The organism is Geothrix sp. 21YS21S-2, assembly GCF_030846775.1.
In the GTDB taxonomy this organism is placed as follows: Bacteria; Acidobacteriota; Holophagae; order Holophagales; family Holophagaceae; genus Mesoterricola.
Genome location: NZ_CP132910.1, coordinates 4,093,885 through 4,113,336 on the forward strand (window position 1 = coordinate 4,093,885; position 19,452 = coordinate 4,113,336).

The following is a 19,452-nucleotide window of genomic DNA, read 5'->3' on the forward strand; positions in this document are numbered from 1 at the left end:
TTGAAAAGGGCGCCCGGTTTCCCGGGCGCCCTTCAGGTACTACGCGGTTCCGTCTGAACTAGAAGCGGAAGCCGGTGGAAACGGCCAGGGTGCGGCCGGTGCCGTAGTCGGCGGACTGACGGGGCTTGCCGAAGGTCGAGGGATTGGCCTTGACCCAGGCGTCCGTCATGGAAGAGGCGGTGTTGTAGTTGGTGTCCCAGCTGATGATCTGCTGGTGGTTCAGGACGTTGCCGATGTTGGCCTTGAAGAAGCCGGTGACGGCCTTGGAGGCCACCTTGAAGATGGTGAACTCGTGGGTCAGGGCCAGATCGAGGTAGACGGCGGTGGGGAAGACGCCTTCCATGCGGCGGCCGCCCTCGTACTGGGTGAAGCTGCTGCCGAACTGGTCGCTGAGGTTGGGGTTCAGGGCCGCGATGTTGTCGATGGTGCGGCTCTTGCTGTAGTGCAGGCCCGAATCCTGGCGGTAGACGAGACCGATGGTGGTCTTGCCGTACTTGTTGGCCATGGCGCGGGACGCGGTGGCGCGGATGCGGAGGGGCACGTGGCCCTGGAGGTAGCCGTAGGGGGTGGTGATGGAGGGGTCATACATCTGCACCCCGTCCTGAACCGTGAAGTTCTTGAGGCCGCCGCCGGCGGCGGGGCTGTTGGTGGCCTCGCCCTCGTAGTTGCCCTTCAGGCTGCTCCAGGTGGCGGTGCCGACGAGCTGCCACTCATCGCGCTGCAGGGTGGTCTCCAGTTCCATGCCCTTGTACTCGCGGCGGGCGGCGTCGCTGTTTTCCCAGACGCGCATGTAGAGATCGCTGCCGTCGGGAGCGAGCACGTGACCCTGGTTGCCGATCTTGTAGTCGAACAGGTTCTTCCACTTCTTGTTGACGAAGGTGACCTTCACGGAACCGGCGCCAATGGCGGGCGTGTTGAAGAAGTACTGGCCGGCGACCTGGGTCTCATCCACGGTGGGGTTCTTCAGGTCCGTGGAAAGGGAGACGTTCAGGGTGGGGTCGTTGTAGTAGGCGAACTTGGTGAAGTCATAGTTGGTGCGGACCGTCGCCAGGTTGGTGATGTAGGCGAAGGTCTGGTAGGTGGTGAGGCCGCCGGGGCCAACGTAGGGGTGGTCGATCTCGGTGGGGTTGCCCTGCTTGGTCACGGAGTTGGTGATGCCCTCGAGGACCTTGGAGTTGTAGCGGGCCCAGGCGGCGCTGACGAGCCAGTTGCCGTCGCCGAGGATGTCGTACTTCGTGCCGAAACGGGGGGAGAAGCCGCTGGCGGAAGCCGTGGACTTGCCGGTCTCGTTCTCGGCCTTGAATTTGTCGAAGCGCAGGCCGATGTTGAAGCTCAGGTGCTTGTTGACGGTCCACTTGTCGTTGACATAGAGGGCCTCGGAGAAGTTGTGGGCCTCGCCGTCGCCGCTGATCCATTCCCAGACGTCGCGGGGGCGGGCTTCCCAGATTCCGGCGACCTGGCCGTTGAGGGAGGGCCGGGTGACGCCGAAGGTGAAGCCGGTGGGGGACTGCTCGTTGCGGGCCTTGGAGATGCCCTTGTAGTAGTCGACGCCGACGTCGGTGGTGTGGCTGCCGGCGCCGTCCCAGAACATGCTGACCTTCGCGTTGAAGGTCTGGTTGTTGCGGTTGTCGCCGCCGTCGTTCTGGTTGAAGATGCCGTTGTTCAGATAGCCGCCCGTGGCGGAGCTGTAGTTGTACATCGGGCTGCCACCGGCCACGTTGGCGCCGGCGGAGAGCTTCTGCTTCTTGCGGCCGACCTTCATCTCCGACGTGATGGTGTTGGACCAGATGGCGCGCCACTGGAGGTTCAGGAACTCGGAGGTGCTCACCTGCGGAACCAGCGCCGTGGTCATGGCCGCGCTGTAGTTGCGGTTGACGTCGTCGATGCGGGCGTTGTTGAAGGAGGTGACCAGGGTGTGGTTCTGGTTGACGGCCCAGGTCAACTTGATCTGGCGGCGGATTTCCTTGGTCTGGGTGATATAGGGGGCGTTGAAGCCCACGAGGCCCGTCTGGTCGTTGTTGGAGATGACCGGGTTGGAGCCGACGCGGTTGCCGAGGTCAAAGGTGATGGTGCCGGCGCCGGTCTGGTTGGTGGAGAAGAAGCTGCCAGAGAACCAGAGCTTGTCCTTGATGATGAAGCCGGAGAGGGAGATCGTCTTCTCCTCGTTCATCGTGTTGGGGAAGGAGCCGCGGGTGTCCTTCGGATTGTAGGCGTTCCAGGCGGCGTCCTTCAGCTCCCAGCGCAGCTGGCCGGCGAACTCGTTGCCGCCGGAACGGGTGATGGCGTTCAGCACGCCGCCGTCCACGTCGCCGTATTCGGCGGAGATGGCGCCGGTGATGACCTGGATCTCTTCGATCGAGTCGTCGATCAGGCGGACGCCGCGGTTGTTGTAGGCGTTGTCGGAGATGTTCTGGCCGTCCAGCAGGTAGAGGTTGCCGGAGGTCATGGCGCCGCGGATCTGGACGCGGTTGCCGACGCCGGTGGTGACGCCGGGGGTCAGCAGGGCGACGCCTTCCATCGTGCGGGCGTTGGGCAGGGCGTCGACGGCGTCCAGGGAGTAGTTGGAGGCGGTCTTGACGTCGGTGCGGTCAACGGCGGCGGCGGTTCCGACCACTTCCACGACCGCGTAGGCGGTCTTGGCCATGGTGAAACGGGGCTGGTAGGTCTGGTCGATGCCGATCTTCTCAGTGGTCTTGATGGTCTGGAAGCCGGTCTTCGAGATGGTGATGGTGTAGTTGCCGGGAGGCAGCAGGCGGGTGATGAACCGGCCCTTGTCGTCCGTCTGCAGGACGCGGGGGCCCTGGAGGCTGGTGGAAACCAGGTTGACGGTGGCGCCGGCGACCGCAGCGCCGTTCTGGTCGACGAGGCTGCCGCTGATGCTGGACGTCTGCGTGCCCTGGGCGGCGAGGGTCACGGAACCCACGACGATCAGCGCGGCGATCCGGCCGAAGTTTTCGAGTCTACGATGCATGTGCATCCTCCTGTTTGGGGTTAGCGTTAGCGATAATTGGTTATATCACTTCGCTTAGGGGTTAATTCCGGGGGTTCAAAGACATCAAGGCCTTTCCCCGGCCCATTATTGGAAAATATCAGGTGACCTAAGTAGGGTGACCCATGCTAGCACGGTGGAGAAAGTTCCCCAATCGTGTTTTCTTTTTTTGGGGTCATGTTAATTTTTGTTAAGGATTGAAAACAGGGCAATAAAGCATTTGTCAACTTGTATGTGAAGAAGGTCACAGCCTTTTTTCAGGGTCTCGGAGTGGCCGTCAACAGGGCCTTGATGACATCGTCCGTGGTCACCCCGTCGGCCTCGCTCTCGTAGGTGAGCAGGAGCCGGTGCCTCAGGACGTCCGGGGCGAGGGCCGCCACGTCCTCGGGGAGCACGTGGTCCCGCCCGGAAAGGTAGGCCAGGGCCTTGGAGGAGGCCTGGAGGGCCAGGGAAGCCCGGGGGGAGGCGCCGCAGCGGAGCAGCTCCCGGTCCTTCCAGGCCTTGCCGTGGCCGGGGCGGGTGGCCTGGACCAGGCGCACGATGTAGTTCCGGATGGCCTCGTCCAGCCGGACCCTGCGGGCCTGGACCCCCCCTTCAAGGATCTCCTCGCCGCTCATCATGGGCAGCACGGGCTCCTCGCGCCCATCGGCGCGGCGGAGCACCTCCCCCTCCTCCTGGAGGCTGGGGTAGTCGATGCGGAGCTTGAAGAGGAACCGGTCCATCTGGGCCTCGGGCAGCGGGAAGGTGCCCTCCTGCTCCAGGGGGTTCTGGGTGGCCAGGACCAGGAAGGGGTCCGGCAGGGGGAAGCTCTCCTCCCCGAGGGTGACCTGGCGCTCCTCCATGGCCTCCAGGAGGGCCGACTGCACCTTGCTGGGGGCCCGGTTGATCTCGTCGGCAAGGAGCAGGTTGGCGAAGATGGGGCCCTTCTTGGGGGTGAAGGTGAGGTTCCTCGGGTCGAAGACCAGGGTGCCCACCACGTCCGAGGGCAGCAGGTCCGGGGTGAACTGGATGCGCCGGAAGTGCATGCGGCTCGCCGCCGCCAGGGTCTTGACGGTCCGGGTCTTGGCCAGCCCGGGAAGCCCCTCCAGCAGCACGTGCCCGGGCACCAGCAGGGCCACCAGGAGCCGGTTCAGCAGCTGGGGCTGGCCCACGATGACCTTCCGGCACTCGTGCAGGAGGGTATCCAGGGGGCGGGAGGGGTGTGCGGGGGCCATGGGATCGTCCGGGGGGGTCCAGTTATCGTGGGGTGAGGTGGGGAAAACTGCAACCAGGGGTTGGGTCCGGCAGGAATCGCTTAGGCTAATTGTAGATAATAAATAAGATGTATGCGACCGGATTTCATCCTTCATCGCCGAGGTGGCCGAGGAGCCGAGGTTCGCCGAGAAAGACAGGGCACCTCGTCCTTTCAGCCATCCTTATATATAAGTGAGTTTTTCCTCAGGCCTCCAGTTGCTGGAGCCGTTCCGCCTCGTGGGCCGCGCGCAGGGGTTCGAGGATGGGCTCGATCATGCCCTGCATGAACGCGTCCAGCTGGTGGATGGTGACGTTCACCCGGTGGTCGGTGACCCGGCCCTGGGGGAAGTTGTAGGTGCGGATCTTCTCGCTCCGGTCCCCGGAACCCACCTGCGTCTTGCGCAGGCTGGCCTCGGCCTGGTCCACCTCGGCCTGGGCCTTCTCCAGGAGGCGGCTTCGCAGCACGGTCATGGCCTTGGCCATGTTCTTGAGCTGGCTGCGCTCGTCCTGGCACTGCACCACGGTGTTGGTGGGCAGGTGGGTGAGGCGCACGGCGGAGTAGGTGGTGTTCACGCTCTGGCCGCCCTTGCCGCCCGAGCAGAAGGTGTCGATGCGCAGGTCCTCCTTCCTGACGTCGATGTCGACCTCGTCGGCCTCGGGCATGACCGCCACGGTGCAGGCTGAGGTGTGGATGCGGCCCTGGGTCTCGGTCTTGGGCACCCGCTGCACCCGGTGGACGCCGCTCTCGAACCGGAACAGGGAGTAGGCCCCGGCCCCTTCGACCTCGGCGACGACCTCCCGCAGCCCGCCCTGGTCGGCCTCGCTCTCGCTGAGCACCGACACCCGGTACCCCCGGCGCTCCGCGAAGCGCACGTACATCCGGAAGATCTCCGCGGCGAACAGGGCGGCCTCCTCCCCCCCGGTGCCGGCCCGCACCTCCAGGATGACGTTGCGCTCGTCCTTGGGGTCCTTGGGCACCAGCAGGCTCCGCAGGGCGGCCTCCCCGGCCTGGATGGCCTCCTTGAGCTCGGGGATCTCCATGCCCGCCATTTCGCGCAGGTCCGCGTCCTGGGTCCTGTCGGCGAGTATCTGCTCGGCCTCCTCCAGCTGGCGGAGCCGGGTGCGCTGGAGGTGCCAGGCCTCCACCACGGGCTCCAGTTCCGAGCGCAGCTTGGTGAGCTCCCGCAGCCGCTTCATGTCGCTGACGACGGCGGGGTCCTGGAGCTGGGCTTCGATCTCCTGGTACTTGGCATCGAGGGATTCAAGCTGGTCGAGCATGGGTCACCCACACATACAAAAAAAGAACGGGCCGAGGATCGGCCCGTTCCTGGGAATGCTGTAGCTACTGGTTGGCTTCGGCCGGAGCTTCCGCCTCGGGAGCGGCCTCGGCCACGGGGGCCGCCACTTCCTTCTTGGCATACTTGCGGTTGAACTTTTCCACCCGGCCGGCGGTGTCCATGAGCTTCTGCTTGCCGGTGAAGAAGGGGTGGCAGGCCGAGCAGACTTCGACCCGGAGCTCCTTCTTGGTGGAACGGGTGACGAACTCGCTGCCGCACGCGCAGTGGACGTTCACGTCGAAAAGCTGGGGATGGATCTTGTCCTTCATTGGGGCCTCCTGGAACCGACCGGATGCCATGACGGCACGCGGCTTGTTCACGCACAAGGGAGAAAGTGTAGCCCGGATAGCCTTGGAACTCAACCCGAAATCACTGGGGGGCCAGCAGCCACCGTCCCGACAGGAGCCGCTTGAGGTGGAGGGCCACCAGGACCGCCAGGGCCAGGGTGAAGTTGAAGCTGAGCTCCAGGAGCCAGCTGTACGGGCGCCGGTGGGTGAAGATGAAGGTGTAGGCCAGGTAGTCCAGCACGGTGAAGCCCACCGTCTCCAGGACCGCCTGCCAGGCCGGCCGGGGTTCCGAGTGGCGCTCCAGCATGTAGCCCGTGAAGGCTCCGTAAAGGAGCCGGCTGGAATTGAAGCCCCGCAGGCTGGTGAACCCCAGGGGGATGGCCATGAGGGTGCCAAATACCAGGGAGGTGAGGATCCGGCCCTGCCTCCCCAGGCGCTGCCAGCGGCGGCGCACCAGGAAGATGCCCGCGCCCACCGCCAGGCCGTGGGCCATGCAGAAGGCCAGGCTCAGGTGCCAGGGCCAGCCGCCCTGGAGGTAGAGGTAGCCGCCGGTGGCCAGGCCCAGGAGGCTGCCGGCCAGCAGCGAGGTCTCGCTGCGGTGGGTGGCGTCGGTGCCTTCGCCGCTGGAGAGCTCCTGTGCCAGCTCCCGGGGGCGCTCCTTTTCCGCCAGGAGGTCCGCCATCTGGGCCTCCGTCTGGATGCCCCGGGCCTCCGCCTCATCCTGGAGATGGGCCGCGAGTTCCCGGATGATCAGCCGCCGCCTGCTTGAGGAAAGCCCCCCGAGTCCCCGCTCCACTTCGGAGAGGTAGGCGGCGAGCGCCTGGCTCACGGCCGGGGTCCCACGAAGCCGTCCACCATGGCCACGAACTGCCCCCATTCCTGCTTCTTGGCGGCCAGGAAGGACGCGCCGGCAGGCTGGATGGCGTAGTAGCGGCGGTCCCGGCCGTTGGGCTGGGTCTGCCAGTAGGACGTGATGAACTCGGCCGCCTCGAGCTTGTGCAGGGCAGGGTAGAGCGCGCCCTCCTTGAGGGTGTAGCTGCCGTCGGTCCTTTGTTTGACCGTCTCGATGATCTGGTACCCGTACATAGGGCCGTCCGTGAGCAGAGACAGCAGAAGAAGCGGAGTGCTCCCCTTTAGCAGTTCACGGTCCATAGTGCCTCCCGTTTAGTGACCAGTTTACCTCGCAAGCTGATGCCGTCAATGCGCGGTAGAAAGGAGTGTAAAAGAAATTTATTAATCGTTCAAGCCCTCATGGCCTCGGTCACGGGGATGCGGCTGGCCCGCCAGGCCGGCAGGAAGCCTCCCGCCACCCCCATCAGGATGCTGAAGCCCACGCCCTGGGCCATGAGGTCCGGGGTCACGGCGAAGGCGTAGCTCACGTCGGACCAGGTGTTCATGTTCACGGTGCCGGTGCGGATGCCGTTGAAGAGCAGGGAGAGCCCGGCGCCCAGCAGGCCCCCCAGGGCCGTGAGGAGGATCGCCTCCCACTGGAAGCTGGCCAGGATCTCCCGGCGGCGGAAGCCCAGGGCCCGGAGGGTGCCGATCTCGGGCGTGCGTCCGGCCACGGTGGCGTACATCGTGTTCATGGCCGCGAACACCGCGCCCACGGTGAGGATCAGGGTGATGATCTGGCCGAGCACCTGCATGGGCCGGCCCGCGTCGCCCAGGTCCGCGAAATAGGCGGGCTCGGGCTTGGCCTCCAGCTTGAGGCGCACGTCCTGCTCCATGTCCCGGACGAAGGCGGGCACGTCCGCCGCGCTGCGCAGGCGCACGGCCATGGATGAGTCATTGCCGTAGCGGCGGAAGGCCTGGCGCAGGTCGCCCACCTCGGTCCAGATCTCCGAGTCGAAGACGCTGCCGTCCCCGTCGAAGACCCCCACGACCTTCCAGCTCCTCCCGGCCATGTCGATGCTCCGGCCCCATTCCACCCCGGTGTACCGGTTCAGCATCTTCTGGGGGACCACGGCCTCGGAAAGGCCGGGGTTGAACCAGCGGCCCCTGAGCATCCGCACCTGGCTGCGCATGCGGATCCCGGCCGGGGTGGTGCCCCGCACCGTCACGCTCATGGCCCCGGACCCGTCGGCCAGGGCCACCTGCTTGCTGACGATGATGTCCTCGGTGGCCAGGGGCCCCACCTCGTCATGGGCGATGAGGGGGTGGGTGAGGATGAGCCGGGCCTGGGCCAGGCTCACCGAGCTCATCATCTCCACCCGCGCGTTCTGGCGCATGATGATCACCTGGTCCTCGCGGCCGCTGCGCACGTAGGCCTTCGAGACGCCCTGGGCCATGGACAGCACCACCACGAAGACCATCACGACGATGGCGATGGCCCCGACCGTGGAGAGCGTGCCCGCCCACCGCTGCCAGATGGAGCGCCAGTTGTAGGTCAAGGGCAGCGGGTGGAAGGCCGCGGCCCACAGCAGCCACAGCAGGTACGGGGCGAGGGGGACGAAGAGGTACCAGATCACAGGGCCCTCAGCCCTTCGGTGATGGGCCTGCGGCTGGCGCGGTAGGCGGGGATGAAGGTGGAGAGCAGCCCCAGGGCGAGCGTGATCAGCACGCAAAGGAGAAGCGTCTCGGGCGTGATGATGAAGTCGGCCATCCACGGGAGTATCTGGCCCGCCACCTTCGCCGCGGCCGAAGCCACCCCCATGGCCATGGCGATGCCCAGGGCGCTGCCCAGGAGGGAGAGGAGGAGGCCTTCGGCCATGAGCAGCGAAAGGATCTGCCCGGACCGGAAGCCCAGGGCCCGCATGGTCGAGATCTGGGTGGTGCGCTCCCGGATGGCCATGGCCATGGTGTTGGCGGTGACGATGAGGATGGCCACCAGCACCGCCGCGGAGATGGAGTGGACCATGGTGGAGTAGTCCCCGAGCATCTTCATCATGTTCAGGTTGAACGCGTTCTCGGTGATGGAGAGGGTCTCCTGGGCGCTGTTGGCGAAGTGGCGGTCGATGCGCTCGCAGAGCTTCGGGATGTCGGCGGGGTTCTTGGCGCGCACGGTGAAGGCGCCCACCCGGCCCTTCATCCACGGCACCGCCTCCTGCAGCTGCTTGATGTTGAAGGCCAGGAACATCTCGTCGGACTTGCGCAGCCCCGTGAAGATGATGCGGATGTTCAGGCGCAGGGTGAGGTTGAAGATGGGGCTCTTCAGGGGCACCACGTCGCCCAGCTTCCAGCCGAACTTGTCGGCCAGGGTCCTGCCCACGATGCACCCGTTGCCGTCCCGCAGGAAGTCCCGCACCTGGTCCAGGGGGATGCTGGGGAGGTTGGCCTCCTCGCGGTACACCTGGAGGTAGGGCTCGGGGTCCACGCCGAAGTTGGCGAAGAAGTTCTTGGGGTCCTTGTACTCGCCTCCGAACCACTGGAAGGAGGTGAACCGCTCCACCTCGGGCTGCTGGCGCAGGAAGTTGGCGTAGGCCTGGGGGATCACGTTGGTGAAGGAGGCCTTGTCCTGCACCACGAAGCGCGTGCCGCTGGCGGTGGACGTGGAGAGGGAGTCCATGGTGCCCAGCAGGCTCTGCAGCAGCGCGATGAGAAACACCGACACCGACAGGCTCAGCACCGTCAGGAAGGTCCTCCGCTTGGAGCGGAACAGGGAGCGCAGCACCAGGGTGAGGAACTTCATGTCAGGAGGCGGGGAAGGGCGGGGCGGTCGTGCACCTCCACCGTGCGGTCCAGGACGCCCTTCTCCAGGTGGATCTGGAAGCGCGCGTGGCTGGCGGCCTTGGGGTCGTGGGTGACCAGCACGATGGTCTTGCCCAGTTCCTGGTTCAGGTGCTCCAGGAGGATGAGGGCCTCCTCGGCGTTCTTCGCGTCCAGGGCCCCGGTGGGCTCGTCGGCGACGATCAGCTCGGGGTCGTGCACGATGGCGCGGGCGATGGCCACCCGCTGCTCCTGGCCGCCGGAGAGCTGGCGGGGGTAGTTGTGCATGCGGTCCGTGAGGTTGACCAGGGACAGGGCGTGGAGCACCCGCTCGCGCCGCTCGGCCCGGCCCAGGTCCTGCAGGAGCAGGGGCAGCTCGACGTTCTCGTAGGCGTTGAGCACCGGCACCAGGTTGTAGTTCTGGAAGATGAAGCCCACGTTCCGGCTGCGCCACCCGGCCAGTTCGTCGTCGTTCAGCCCGTTGAGGGCGTGGCCGCACACCTCCAGCTCCCCGCCCGAGGGCCGGTCGATGCCGGCGATGAGGTTGAGGAGCGTGGTCTTGCCCGAGCCGCTGGGGCCCATGAGGGCGTAGTAGCCCCCCTTGGGGATGTCCAGGTCGATGCCCGTGAGAACGGGGATCTCGAGGGTCCCCCGCCAGTAGCTCTTGGCCAGGTTGCGCAGCCTGACGCTGACGTCGTCCATCTCAGCGCTCCCGGGGGATGACGCGCTTGCCCTCCTCCAGCTTGACCTCCTGGGGCACCACCAGGAGCGGGAGGTCGGCGGGGATGCCCCTGGCCACGAAGCCCACGGGATTCTCCGCCCCCAGTTCCACGGGGCGGAGCGCGGCGCGGCCTCCGTCCACGGTCCACACGAACGTCCTCCCCTGCCGGCGCACGATCTGCTCCCGGCCCAGGAAGAGGGTCTGGGCGGGGAAGGGATCGCCCATGAAGGTGATCTTGGCGCCCATGTCGGGCACCAGGATGGGGTGCCGGTCCACCAGGGCCACGCGCACCAGGACGGTGGCCTTCTGGCGGTTGGAGGAGGGGTAGATCTCCCGCAGGGTGCCCCGCAGGGGCTTCGCCCCGGGCTCGGCGTCCAGGGCGTCCACGCGGATCTCGGCGGGCATGCCCTTGCGGAGCCTGGGCAGGCCGGTCTCGTTCACCTCCACCTCCAGCTCCAGGCTGTCGAAGTCGGCCAGGACGGCCACGGCGTTGATGGCGTTGGCGCCGCCCGCGCTGCCCGGGCTCACGGTCTCGCCCACTTCGGAGAGCTTCTGGGTGACGGTGCCCGTGAAGGGGGCGCGCAGCACCATGTTCTCCAGCAGGGCGTCCTGGTAGGCCAGCTGGGCCTTGAGGGTGAGGCAGGCGGTGCGCAGCTTGTCCAGCGAGGCCCGGTCCAGCACCCCGTCCCTGGCCAGGGCCTCGCCCCGGTCCCGGTCCAGGACGGCCTGCTTGAGCTGGGCGTCGATCTGGTCGCGGGAGGCCTGCAGGTCCGGCGCCTCCAGCCGGGCGATGACCTGTCCCTTGCTCACCCGGCTGCCCTCTTCCACCCCCAGCCATTCGATGCGCCCGGGAACCTTGGCCGAGAGGGTGGCCCGGTGCCGGGCCACCAGGTAGCCGCTTGCCGTGAGCACCGGATTTCGTTCGCCGGCCTGGTACACCGTGGGTGCCGTCACCGCCAGCTTCAGCGGGGCGTTCCGGGCGGAGATGATGCCGAACACCACCACCGCCGCCAGGCCGCCCAGGAGCAGCCAGCCCCAGGGGAAGCGTTTCTTGAACACCGGTTTGGACATGGGCCACTCCGAGAGATCGAATGATCCAGGTAACAACGAATTCAGGAACCGGACAAGCGACTATCGGACCAGGGACCCCGAATGGCCTCCCAACGCGTGGATCCGGGCGACGGTCACCCGAGGCTCCTCCGCCGGCTCACCCAAGGGGTGCCCGCGGCCGCGAACCGCCAGGGCCGGTCCCGGTCCTCCGGGGCGGCGAAGTCCACCCCCACCCGGGGGCCTGCGAGGATGGCCGCGGGCGGCGTCCCCGCCAGCAGCTCCAGGCCCCCCGGCTCGTAGAAGAGCCGGCCCGTGAAGGCCAGATCCACGCCCAGGGCCTGGGCCACCTTGCCGGGGCCCGTGAGGAGGGCGGGGCCCTTCAGGTGCCGCCTCCGCTCCAGGACCGTCTCCAGCCCCTCCACCGGCTCGCAGCTGCGGATGAGCACGGCCTCGGCCCGGTCCGGGGGGCCGGTGACGACGTTGAGCATGTGGTGCATGCCATAGCAGAAGTAGACATACGCCCGCCCCCCGGCCTCCCACATGGGGGCGTTGCGGGGGGTCCGGCCGGAGCGGGCGTGGCTGGCCGAGTCCCCCGGCCCGCCGTAGGCCTCCACCTCGGTGACGCGCAGGGTCACCGGGCCCAGGCGCAGGTGCCGGCCCAGGAGGTCCCGGGCCACGACGTCCACGGCGCGCAGATAGAAGGAGGCGGGGATCAGGCTCCCAGGGCGTGGCATCGGCGGCCCCGCACGTAGGTGGCGCGGATCATGGTGGGGTCGGAGCGGTACAGGAGCCGGGAGAGCACCTCGGCGGCGGGTTCCGAGGCGCGGACCGGGGCCGGGTCGACCCGCCGGGGGTCCACAACGATGAAGTCCGCGTCCTTGCCGGGGTCCAGGCTGCCGGTCCGGGCCTCCAGGCCCAGGGCCCTGGCGCCGTGGAGGGTGGCCAGGTGGAAGGCCTCCACGGGCGTGACCGGTTCGTCGGGCTCCAGGTCCAGGGCCTCGGCGAGGCGCGCTCGCAGGGCGGGGTCGAGCCCCTCCACCGCGTCCAGGCGCAGGCCCTGGAGCCGCGCCACGGCCCACCGGGTCTTGGAGGCGTTGCAGGCCGCCGCCATCTCGCCCCACATGTCGAGCCTGGGGCCGCCGCCCACGTCCGTGGCCAGGCCCACGGAGAGGCCCTCGGAGAGCCAGCGGCGCAGGGGCATGATGCCGCTCTTGATGAACTCGTTGGAGCGGGGGCAGTGCACGACGGTGGCGCCGGCCTCCCGGATCGCGTCCCGCTCGGAGCGGGAGAGGTGGATGCCGTGGCCCAGGAGGGTCCGGGGCCCCAGCATGCCCGCGGCCGCGTAGACGCCGGTGTAGTCCGCCGCCTCCGGGAACAGCTCCCGCACCCGCTCGATCTCCCCGACGCTCTCGCTGATGTGGGTCTGGATGTAGGCGCCGTGGCGGTCCGCGGCCTTCGCCAGGCCCGTCATGAGCTCCCGGGAGCACACCGGCGCGAAGCGGGGCGTGAAGGCGTAGCCCAGGCGCCCGCCGTCCCGGCCGTGCCAGGTCTGGCACAGCTCCTCGCTCTGGCGCAGGGAGGTCTCCGTGTCCTCCAGCAGCGACTCGGGCGTGTGCCGGTCCATCATCACCTTGCCCAGCACGCCGCGGATGCCGCAGCGCTCGGCCTCCCGGAAGGCGCGGTCGGCGGCCTCCTGGTGCACCGTGAGGTAGACCACCGAGGTGGTGGTGCCCAGGGCCAGCTGGCTGCGGAAGTAGTCCCGCGCGGCCCGGCCCGCCACCTCCGGGTCCCGGAACCGGGACTCGGCCGGGAAGATGTGGGTCTCCAGCCAGGGCAGCAGCTCCAGCCCGTCCAGGGCCACGCACTCGAACTGGGGCAGGTGGGAATGCAGGTCGATGAGTCCCGGCAGGATCCAGTGGGGCCGCAGGTCCATCACCTCGGCGCCCGGATGGGCCGCCTCCAGGGCCTCGAAGGCCCCCAGGTCGACGATGCGCCCCGCCTCGTCCACGAGCAGCCCGCCGTCGACAAACTCCTTCAGGCGCGCAGGGGCGTCGGGGCTCAGCAGGTGAGCGCGGTACAGCACGTGGGTATCTCCGGAAGAATGGCCGACGGTCGGGTCGACGCAAAACAGCAGGAAGATATCACGGATCATCGGGGTTGATCAAATCCTGCCGAGGAGCCGAGGTTCGCCGAGGGTTAGTGTTCGCTTGCGCTCCGGATGTAGCCGAGCGCCCGGTCGGTGTTGCCGTCCATCACCACCTCCAGGCGGCAGCCCGGGAAGGCCTGCTCCACGTCGATGACGCGCACGGCCTTCTCCAGCCGCACGTGCTCCGGCAGGAACTGGGTCAGGACACTGGGGCTGTTGGCCAGGAAGTCCTCGTTGAAGAGGTTGCCCTCGTCGTCGGGGTAGAGGGCCAGGTAGTGGATCTTCGCCTCCACCAGGTCCTGGAAGAAGTGGGTGCCGAAGGAGAGGTCGGGGACGTAGTTGCCCTTCTTGCGGGCGATCTCCACCAGGAGCGACGTGTTGTTGATGCCGGAGTAGGTGATGCCCACGCCCAGGGTGACGTCGCCCCGGCTGCCCCAGCGGCCGGGGCCCATGAGGATGAACTTCCGGCGGGGCAGGATCCCGTTGAGGCGGTTCACGGCGTCGGCGATGGAGAGGAGGTCGGCCAGGTCGGGGATCTTGCGGTACTCCTCGGGGTCCACGTAGACGATGTAGCGGATGTCGGGCACGTAGCCGTTGGTGATGAACTTGGACGCGGAGAAGATCTTGTGGTCGAAGGGCACCTTGGTGGGCATCTGCATGAGGCCCTCCTCCTCCATGCGGCTCTGGGGGCGGCACTGCAGGAGGTAGAGGTTGGCGCCGTCGTGGGCGAACTCCATGTCCACGGCCGTGCCCAGGGCCTCCTGGAGGATGGCGAGGATGGCCCGGATCTGGGGCACGAAGTCCGTGCGCTCCACCAGGCCCGCGAAGGTCACGACCAGGTCGTCCTTGGCGGCGCTGACCATGCCCTTCATGGGTTTCTTCAGGAATCCGTCCTCCAGCACGGAGACGATCTGCTCCAGGAGCGGGTAGTCGTCCCCGGCCTCCTTCAGCAGGTCCTCCACCGCATGGGTCTCGAAGCGGCCCGTCTCGAGGTTGATGACGTCCATGTGGCTCTGGGCGTAGTGGGTGACCTGCTCGGGGGTGACGTTCACGCGGATCTTGGGCTGGCCGGGGCTCAGCATGAAGGGGAAGTCGTTGCCCAGGCGGTCCACGGCGCGCGTGCCCAGGCCCGCGACCATGCGCACGATGCCGTCCTCGCGCTTCAGGCGCGGGGACCAGCGGTACTCGTTGTGGCTGAAGGCCACGCCGGCAAAGGCCGGGAAGAAGTACGTGCCCACCTGGCGCCCCACCACCTTCTGGATGATGATGCCCATCTCCTCCACGAAGTCCAGGAGGCCGCGCTCGGCGCGGTACTGGATGGGGTCGGGCCCGAAGACCGAGGCGTACACCTCGCACACCGCGTCCATGAGCGCCTCCAGGCGGTCCTCGCGGCTGCCCACGTTGGCCAGGAAGAGGCTGCGGTACTTCCCGGAGAAGGCCATGCCCTCGCTGTCCTCCAGGAGGCTCGAGGAGCGCACGATCACGGGCCCCTCGCCCAGGTCGTCCATGGCGAACTGGATCTGCTGGTACATCTCGGGCGAGAAGAAGGAGTTCTTGAAGGCCTGCTCCAGGTAGGGGAAGGTCTGGCGCACCTCCTCCACGGGGCTGAACTTGAGGCTCCACAGGTCCTCGAGGCTGTTGTGGCGCAGGAAGTTGTAGATGCCGTCGGAGGTTATGTACCAGGTCTTCGGCGTCTTCACGTTCTCGACCATGGCGTTGCCGCTGCCCAGGCGCTTGAGGATGCGCGCGCCCAGGATGAGGCCCGCGGCCTTGCCGCCCAGCTTGCCGTTGCCCTGGGCGGGGCCCACCACGTGGTTGAGGATCTTGCCGAAGTCGTAGACGGAGAGGTGGCGCTTGGCGATGCCGATGAACTTCAGGTTCTCCGTGAGGAAGCGGCGGATGAGGGCCACCCGCACGTTCTGGTCGTCCTGGCTGGCCAGGGCCGGGACCGCCTCGTCGGTCTCGCGGCAGAAGCGGTCCACGATCTCGGTGATCTCCACCAGCGGGATGTCCCGCTTCTCCGTGGCGATGGCGAGGAAGCCCAGCTTGTCCTGGCGCATCCACTGCTTGAGCAGGGCCGTGAGGTCCGCGTCCTGGAACACGATGGAGGCGATGTCCTCGATCTCCCTGAACGTCTTGACCATGGTGGCCATGTCCCGCTTGGGCAGCGGGGCGTTGGAGCCGTGGGAGGAGGCCTCCCCCTGGGCGTAGATGGCCGGGTCGAACAGCGCGATCATCTTCTGCACGCCGGGCACGCCCACCTTGGTGGCGTGGTTCATGAGCCTACGGATCAGCCTGTGGTGCAGGGCCGGGTCGATCTCCGTGAGCAGGTCCAGGATGTAGCGCCACTCGGGTTTCTGGGCGGGCGCGGGCGGAGCCGGCGGCGGCACGTGCTCGCCGCCGTGCTGGGCGATGCGCACCTCCGCAAGCTGCCCCAGCTTCTGGGCCGTAAGGTCCACCAGCTTCTTCTGGTCCAGGTGGAAGGGGTTTCCCGGCGCCCGGGACGAGCGGTTCTCCAGGTAGACCACCTCCACCTCGCCCAGGGTCTCCCCCCGCACCACGATGGGCGCCCGGAGGGTCCAGGGGCTCGGCGTGAACCCCTTGGTCTCGAAGCACTCGCCCCAGAAGTGGATGCGCGCCTGGCAGACCTCCTCGTGCTTGAACCCCTTGGGCAGGGCCTCGGCCACCACCTGGAGGATCTGCGTGAGGGAGAGGTCCTCGCGGGTCAGGAGCGCCGCGATGGCGAAGATGGCCTGGAGTTCCCGGGACTGGCCGAAGTTCTTTTCGTTCATGGTTCCCCTACGGATGGGCGTGATCCGGCCATTATCTCCGGGATGCCCGCCCGCACAGAAAAAAACCGGCCCGCCGAAAGCGGGCCGGTCTGCCGGAACGTCTTGACCGGGACTACACCCAGCCGCGCAGGTGGCTGGCTTCGGCCACGCGCTTGATGCTGATCATGTAGGCGGCGTCGCGCATGTAGACCTTCTTCTCGCGGGCCAGGGCGGAGACGGCCTTGAAGCCGTTGGTCATCTTCTGGTCGAGCTTGCTGAGGACTTCTTCCTTCTCCCAGAAGTAGTTCATGTTGCACTGCACCTGCTCGAAGTAGGAGCAGGTCACGCCGCCGGCGTTGCAGAGGAAGTCGGGGATCATGAAGATGCCCTTCTGCTGGATGACGACGTCGGCTTCGGGGGTGGTGGGGCCGTTGGCGCCCTCGGCGATGATCTTGACGGAGGGACGGATCTTGGCCACGTTCTCGGCGTTGATCATGTTCTCCTGGGCCGCGGGGATGAGGACGGTGACGTCCTGCTCGATCCAGGCGTCGGCGGCCAGCTGCTCCCAGCCGTTGGCCTTGGCCTTGGCGGGGTCGATGGTGCCGAACTTGTCGATGGAGGCCATGAGCTTGTCGAAGGCGATGCCGTCCTTGCAGCGGTAGGTGTAGGGCACCTTGTCGGTGTTGTCCCAGCAGGAGATGGCGATGACCTTGCCGCCGTACTTGGTGAAGAGGTCGAGGGAGTACTGGGCCACGTTGCCGGCGCCCTGGATGGAGGCGGTGGCGCCCTTGATGTCCAGGCCCATCTCCTTCATGGCTTCGCGGACGGTGTAGATCACGCCGTAGCCGGTGGCCTCGGTGCGGCCCAGGGAGCCGCCCATGCCCACGGGCTTGCCGGTGATCATGCCGGGGAACCGGCCGCCGTTGAGCACTTCGTACTCGTCCATCATCCACAGCATGTGCTGGCCGTGGGTCATGACGTCGGGAGCGGGGACGTCCTGCAGGGGGCCGACGTTGCGGGACACCTGGCGGACCCAGCCGCGGCAGATGAGTTCCTGCTCACGGTCGCTCAGCTCGCGGGGATCGCAGATCACGCCGCCCTTGCCGCCGCCCAGGGGGATGTCCACCACGGCGGTCTTCCAGGTCATCCAGGTGGCCAGCGCGCGCACGGTGTCGATGGTCTCGTGGGGGTGGAAGCGGATGCCGCCCTTCGCGGGACCGCGGGCGTCGCTGTGCTGCACGCGGAAGCCCTTGAACACCTTGACGGCGCCGTCGTCCATGCGGACGGGGATGTTGAAGTGGAACTCGCGGGCGGGGCTGCGCAGGAAGTCGCGGGTGCCCTGGTCCAGACCAAGCTTCTCGGCCACGGCATCGAACTGCTTCTGGGCCATTTCGAACGGGTTGAAGGCTTTCTCAGCCATAAGACGACTCCTCGGAGAGTGTGTGGGTTTCCGTGCCTGCCCCGCAGGCCCATGGTTCCTAGGCGTGACAGCCTAACGCAGTGACTATAGCTCCCTTATTCCGGGTTGATAGAGGGTGGGGGGAAGTACGTGACTTTCGGCACTGGAACGGCGTACACACGGAGGGCCCGCTGTTCCAGGACCGTCACGGTCCTGTGACAAACGGGCCCCCTGAGACGGACTACTTGGCGGGCGGAACGGCCTTGGCCAGGGCCCTGGGCTGCACGAGGTAGTGGATGTAGATGATGCCGTAAGTCTTGTCGGCCTTCTGGCGGGCGGTCATCTCGATGATGGGCTTGCCCTGGAAGCCGAGGACCAGCGCGGTCTCGAGGTTGTTCTTGGGATTGGGCGTGGCCTTCATGAGGGCCACTTCGCTCCACAGCTCGGCGGGCACGCCCTTGAGGAGGCGGTAGATGCCGGCGTTGTACATGGGGCGGAGCAGGGGGCCGTTCATGGCCGCGAAGGCCTTGGGGTTCTCCTTTTCGCCGGGAAGCTTGTCCACCTTGAGCAGGTCGACGCCCTGCATTTCGGCGGGCAGGGCGGGGATGGCCTTGGCGGAGAGCTTGTCCATGGCCGCCTGCATCCCGGCCATGCTGACGCCGGGGGCGAGGTAGCCCAGGTTCTTGGCCTCCTCGGCGCCCAGGCCCTTGATCTCCTCGTCGGTGAGGGTCAGGTCCATCTGGCCGGCATGATTGTGGAACCACCAGGCGTTGCCGTAGAGGCCGGCGAGATCCTGGGGGGCGATCACGGGGATGTCGGCGAAGTCCTTCCGGACCGCGATGTACTTGAAGTGGGCCAGCAGCTCGTGGGGCTCTTTCGCGGCCATGGGAGCGGTCTTGGGGATGGTGTCGGCGGGCTTGGAGTCGCATCCCACGATGAGCGCCATGCCTGCGATTGCGGGAATCCAGACGTTTTTCAGAAACATGAAACCTCCAAATGGAACTGGTAGATTATGGGAGGTATCGATCTTCTTTTCCAGCGGGATTCCTTTGTATCCGATCCGACTCATAGCAATTGGGCGGCCCAAGGGTGGGCCCCTCAGGGACTTGGAGCAGCACTACCGCACCCTGCTGAAAGCCTATGCCCGCCTGGATGTAGAGGAACTGGCGGAGGGCCGCGGAGACCCCGCGCGCCAGCTGAAGGATGAGGGGGAGCGCCTGCGGGCCCAGCTCGCGACGGTCCGGTGCCCGGTCCTCCTGAGCGCCGAGGGCCCCCCCCGCACCTCGGAGGACTTCGCCCGGTGGCTGGGGGCCCGCATGGACCGGGGCGAGAGCCTGGCCTTCGCCATCGGCTCCAGCCACGGGTTCGACCCGGCCCTCAAGGCCGAGATCAGGGAGCACCTGAGCCTGAGCCCCATGACGTTCCCCCACGACCTGAGCCGGGTGCTGTTCCTGGAACAGGTGTATCGCGCCTTCTCCATCCTCAAGGGCACCAGCTACCACAAGTAGGTCACGGACCGGACGGTATGCCTGTTGATGCATGTAGTATTTATTGGAATTAGGATTCCACGACCCTTTAATAAATAGACCGCTATAAGCCGTCATATGCAGGCCACCACTGCATCTAGCTTGCAAATCAAAATGCAAGCCAAACAATCGGAAAAAAAAATTTTGTGAGCAAGGGAACTTTTCCAGATCTAGGTTTCCGGCCAAATCCGACCAGATCGACGCCTGTTTTTTACTATTAAAGACCATAAAATCTGTTTTCAAATCAGGGAACATGGGGAATTGAACCCCAATAATATCGAGGAAAAATCGCCTCTATTTCAAATAACAGAGTGACTTTGTCAGGTTTTTCTTTCCTTGCGGGCCCCC

Annotated in this window: 16 protein-coding genes; 1 reads left to right on the forward strand and 15 read right to left on the reverse strand. The window is 66.7% G+C overall.

The window, feature by feature from the left end:
- Positions 1 to 58 precede the first annotated feature (58 nt).
- From RAH40_RS18100 to RAH40_RS18170, 15 genes are all read right to left on the reverse strand, one after another.
- Positions 59 to 2,971, reverse strand: a complete 2,913-nt coding sequence (locus tag RAH40_RS18100; protein ID WP_306599000.1) for a TonB-dependent receptor — start codon at positions 2,969 to 2,971, stop codon at positions 59 to 61.
- Between the two features lie 275 nt (positions 2,972 to 3,246).
- Complete coding sequence (locus tag RAH40_RS18105; protein ID WP_306599002.1) at positions 3,247 to 4,203, reverse strand: MoxR family ATPase; 957 nt, start codon at positions 4,201 to 4,203, stop codon at positions 3,247 to 3,249.
- A 223-nt stretch (positions 4,204 to 4,426) separates the two neighbouring features.
- On the reverse strand, positions 4,427 to 5,500 hold the full coding sequence (gene prfA / locus RAH40_RS18110) for a peptide chain release factor 1 (protein WP_306599003.1): 1,074 nt from the start codon (positions 5,498 to 5,500) through the stop codon (positions 4,427 to 4,429).
- A 64-nt stretch (positions 5,501 to 5,564) separates the two neighbouring features.
- Complete coding sequence (rpmE, locus tag RAH40_RS18115; RefSeq protein WP_373432532.1) at positions 5,565 to 5,828, reverse strand: 50S ribosomal protein L31; 264 nt, start codon at positions 5,826 to 5,828, stop codon at positions 5,565 to 5,567.
- A gap of 100 nt (positions 5,829 to 5,928) precedes the next feature.
- Positions 5,929 to 6,675: a hypothetical protein gene (locus tag RAH40_RS18120; RefSeq protein WP_306599004.1), complete on the reverse strand. Its 747-nt coding sequence runs from the start codon at positions 6,673 to 6,675 to the stop codon at positions 5,929 to 5,931.
- The gene (locus RAH40_RS18125; RefSeq protein ID WP_306599005.1) at positions 6,672 to 6,998 is read right to left on the reverse strand and encodes a PadR family transcriptional regulator; all 327 of its coding nucleotides are present in this window, start codon (positions 6,996 to 6,998) and stop codon (positions 6,672 to 6,674) included. Before RAH40_RS18125 ends, RAH40_RS18120 begins: the two co-directional genes overlap by 4 nt.
- 89 nt (positions 6,999 to 7,087) lie before the next feature.
- Positions 7,088 to 8,314 carry an ABC transporter permease gene (locus RAH40_RS18130; RefSeq protein ID WP_306599006.1) on the reverse strand — a complete coding sequence of 409 codons (1,227 nt, stop codon included), beginning with the start codon at positions 8,312 to 8,314 and terminating at the stop codon, positions 7,088 to 7,090.
- Complete coding sequence (locus RAH40_RS18135) at positions 8,311 to 9,474, reverse strand: FtsX-like permease family protein (protein WP_306599007.1); 1,164 nt, start codon at positions 9,472 to 9,474, stop codon at positions 8,311 to 8,313. The genes RAH40_RS18130 and RAH40_RS18135 overlap by 4 nt, the downstream gene beginning before the upstream one ends.
- Positions 9,471 to 10,193, reverse strand: a complete 723-nt coding sequence (locus tag RAH40_RS18140; protein ID WP_306599008.1) for an ABC transporter ATP-binding protein — start codon at positions 10,191 to 10,193, stop codon at positions 9,471 to 9,473. The genes RAH40_RS18135 and RAH40_RS18140 overlap by 4 nt, the downstream gene beginning before the upstream one ends.
- Position 10,194: 1 nt before the next feature.
- A complete protein-coding gene (locus RAH40_RS18145; protein ID WP_306599009.1) occupies positions 10,195 to 11,283 on the reverse strand; it encodes an efflux RND transporter periplasmic adaptor subunit in 1,089 nt (362 codons plus the stop codon).
- A 113-nt stretch (positions 11,284 to 11,396) separates the two neighbouring features.
- Complete coding sequence (locus RAH40_RS18150) at positions 11,397 to 11,996, reverse strand: DNA-3-methyladenine glycosylase (RefSeq protein ID WP_306599011.1); 600 nt, start codon at positions 11,994 to 11,996, stop codon at positions 11,397 to 11,399.
- Positions 11,975 to 13,345, reverse strand: a complete 1,371-nt coding sequence (gene guaD, locus RAH40_RS18155) for a guanine deaminase (RefSeq protein WP_306599012.1) — start codon at positions 13,343 to 13,345, stop codon at positions 11,975 to 11,977. The genes RAH40_RS18150 and guaD overlap by 22 nt, the downstream gene beginning before the upstream one ends.
- A 113-nt stretch (positions 13,346 to 13,458) precedes the next feature.
- Positions 13,459 to 16,200 carry a PEP/pyruvate-binding domain-containing protein gene (locus RAH40_RS18160; RefSeq protein ID WP_306599013.1) on the reverse strand — a complete coding sequence of 914 codons (2,742 nt, stop codon included), beginning with the start codon at positions 16,198 to 16,200 and terminating at the stop codon, positions 13,459 to 13,461.
- 112 nt (positions 16,201 to 16,312) lie between these two features.
- Positions 16,313 to 17,599 (reverse strand): Glu/Leu/Phe/Val dehydrogenase, encoded by a 1,287-nt coding sequence (locus RAH40_RS18165; protein WP_306599014.1) that lies wholly within the window; start codon positions 17,597 to 17,599, stop codon positions 16,313 to 16,315.
- 220 nt (positions 17,600 to 17,819) lie between these two features.
- Entirely contained in the window at positions 17,820 to 18,563 is a 744-nt protein-coding gene (locus RAH40_RS18170) for a hypothetical protein (protein WP_306602325.1), read from the reverse strand.
- Here RAH40_RS18170 and RAH40_RS18175 point away from each other — a divergent pair.
- A complete protein-coding gene (locus tag RAH40_RS18175) occupies positions 18,562 to 19,086 on the forward strand; it encodes a 23S rRNA (pseudouridine(1915)-N(3))-methyltransferase RlmH (protein WP_306602312.1) in 525 nt (174 codons plus the stop codon). The genes RAH40_RS18170 and RAH40_RS18175 overlap by 2 nt on opposite strands.
- Positions 19,087 to 19,452 lie beyond the last annotated feature (366 nt).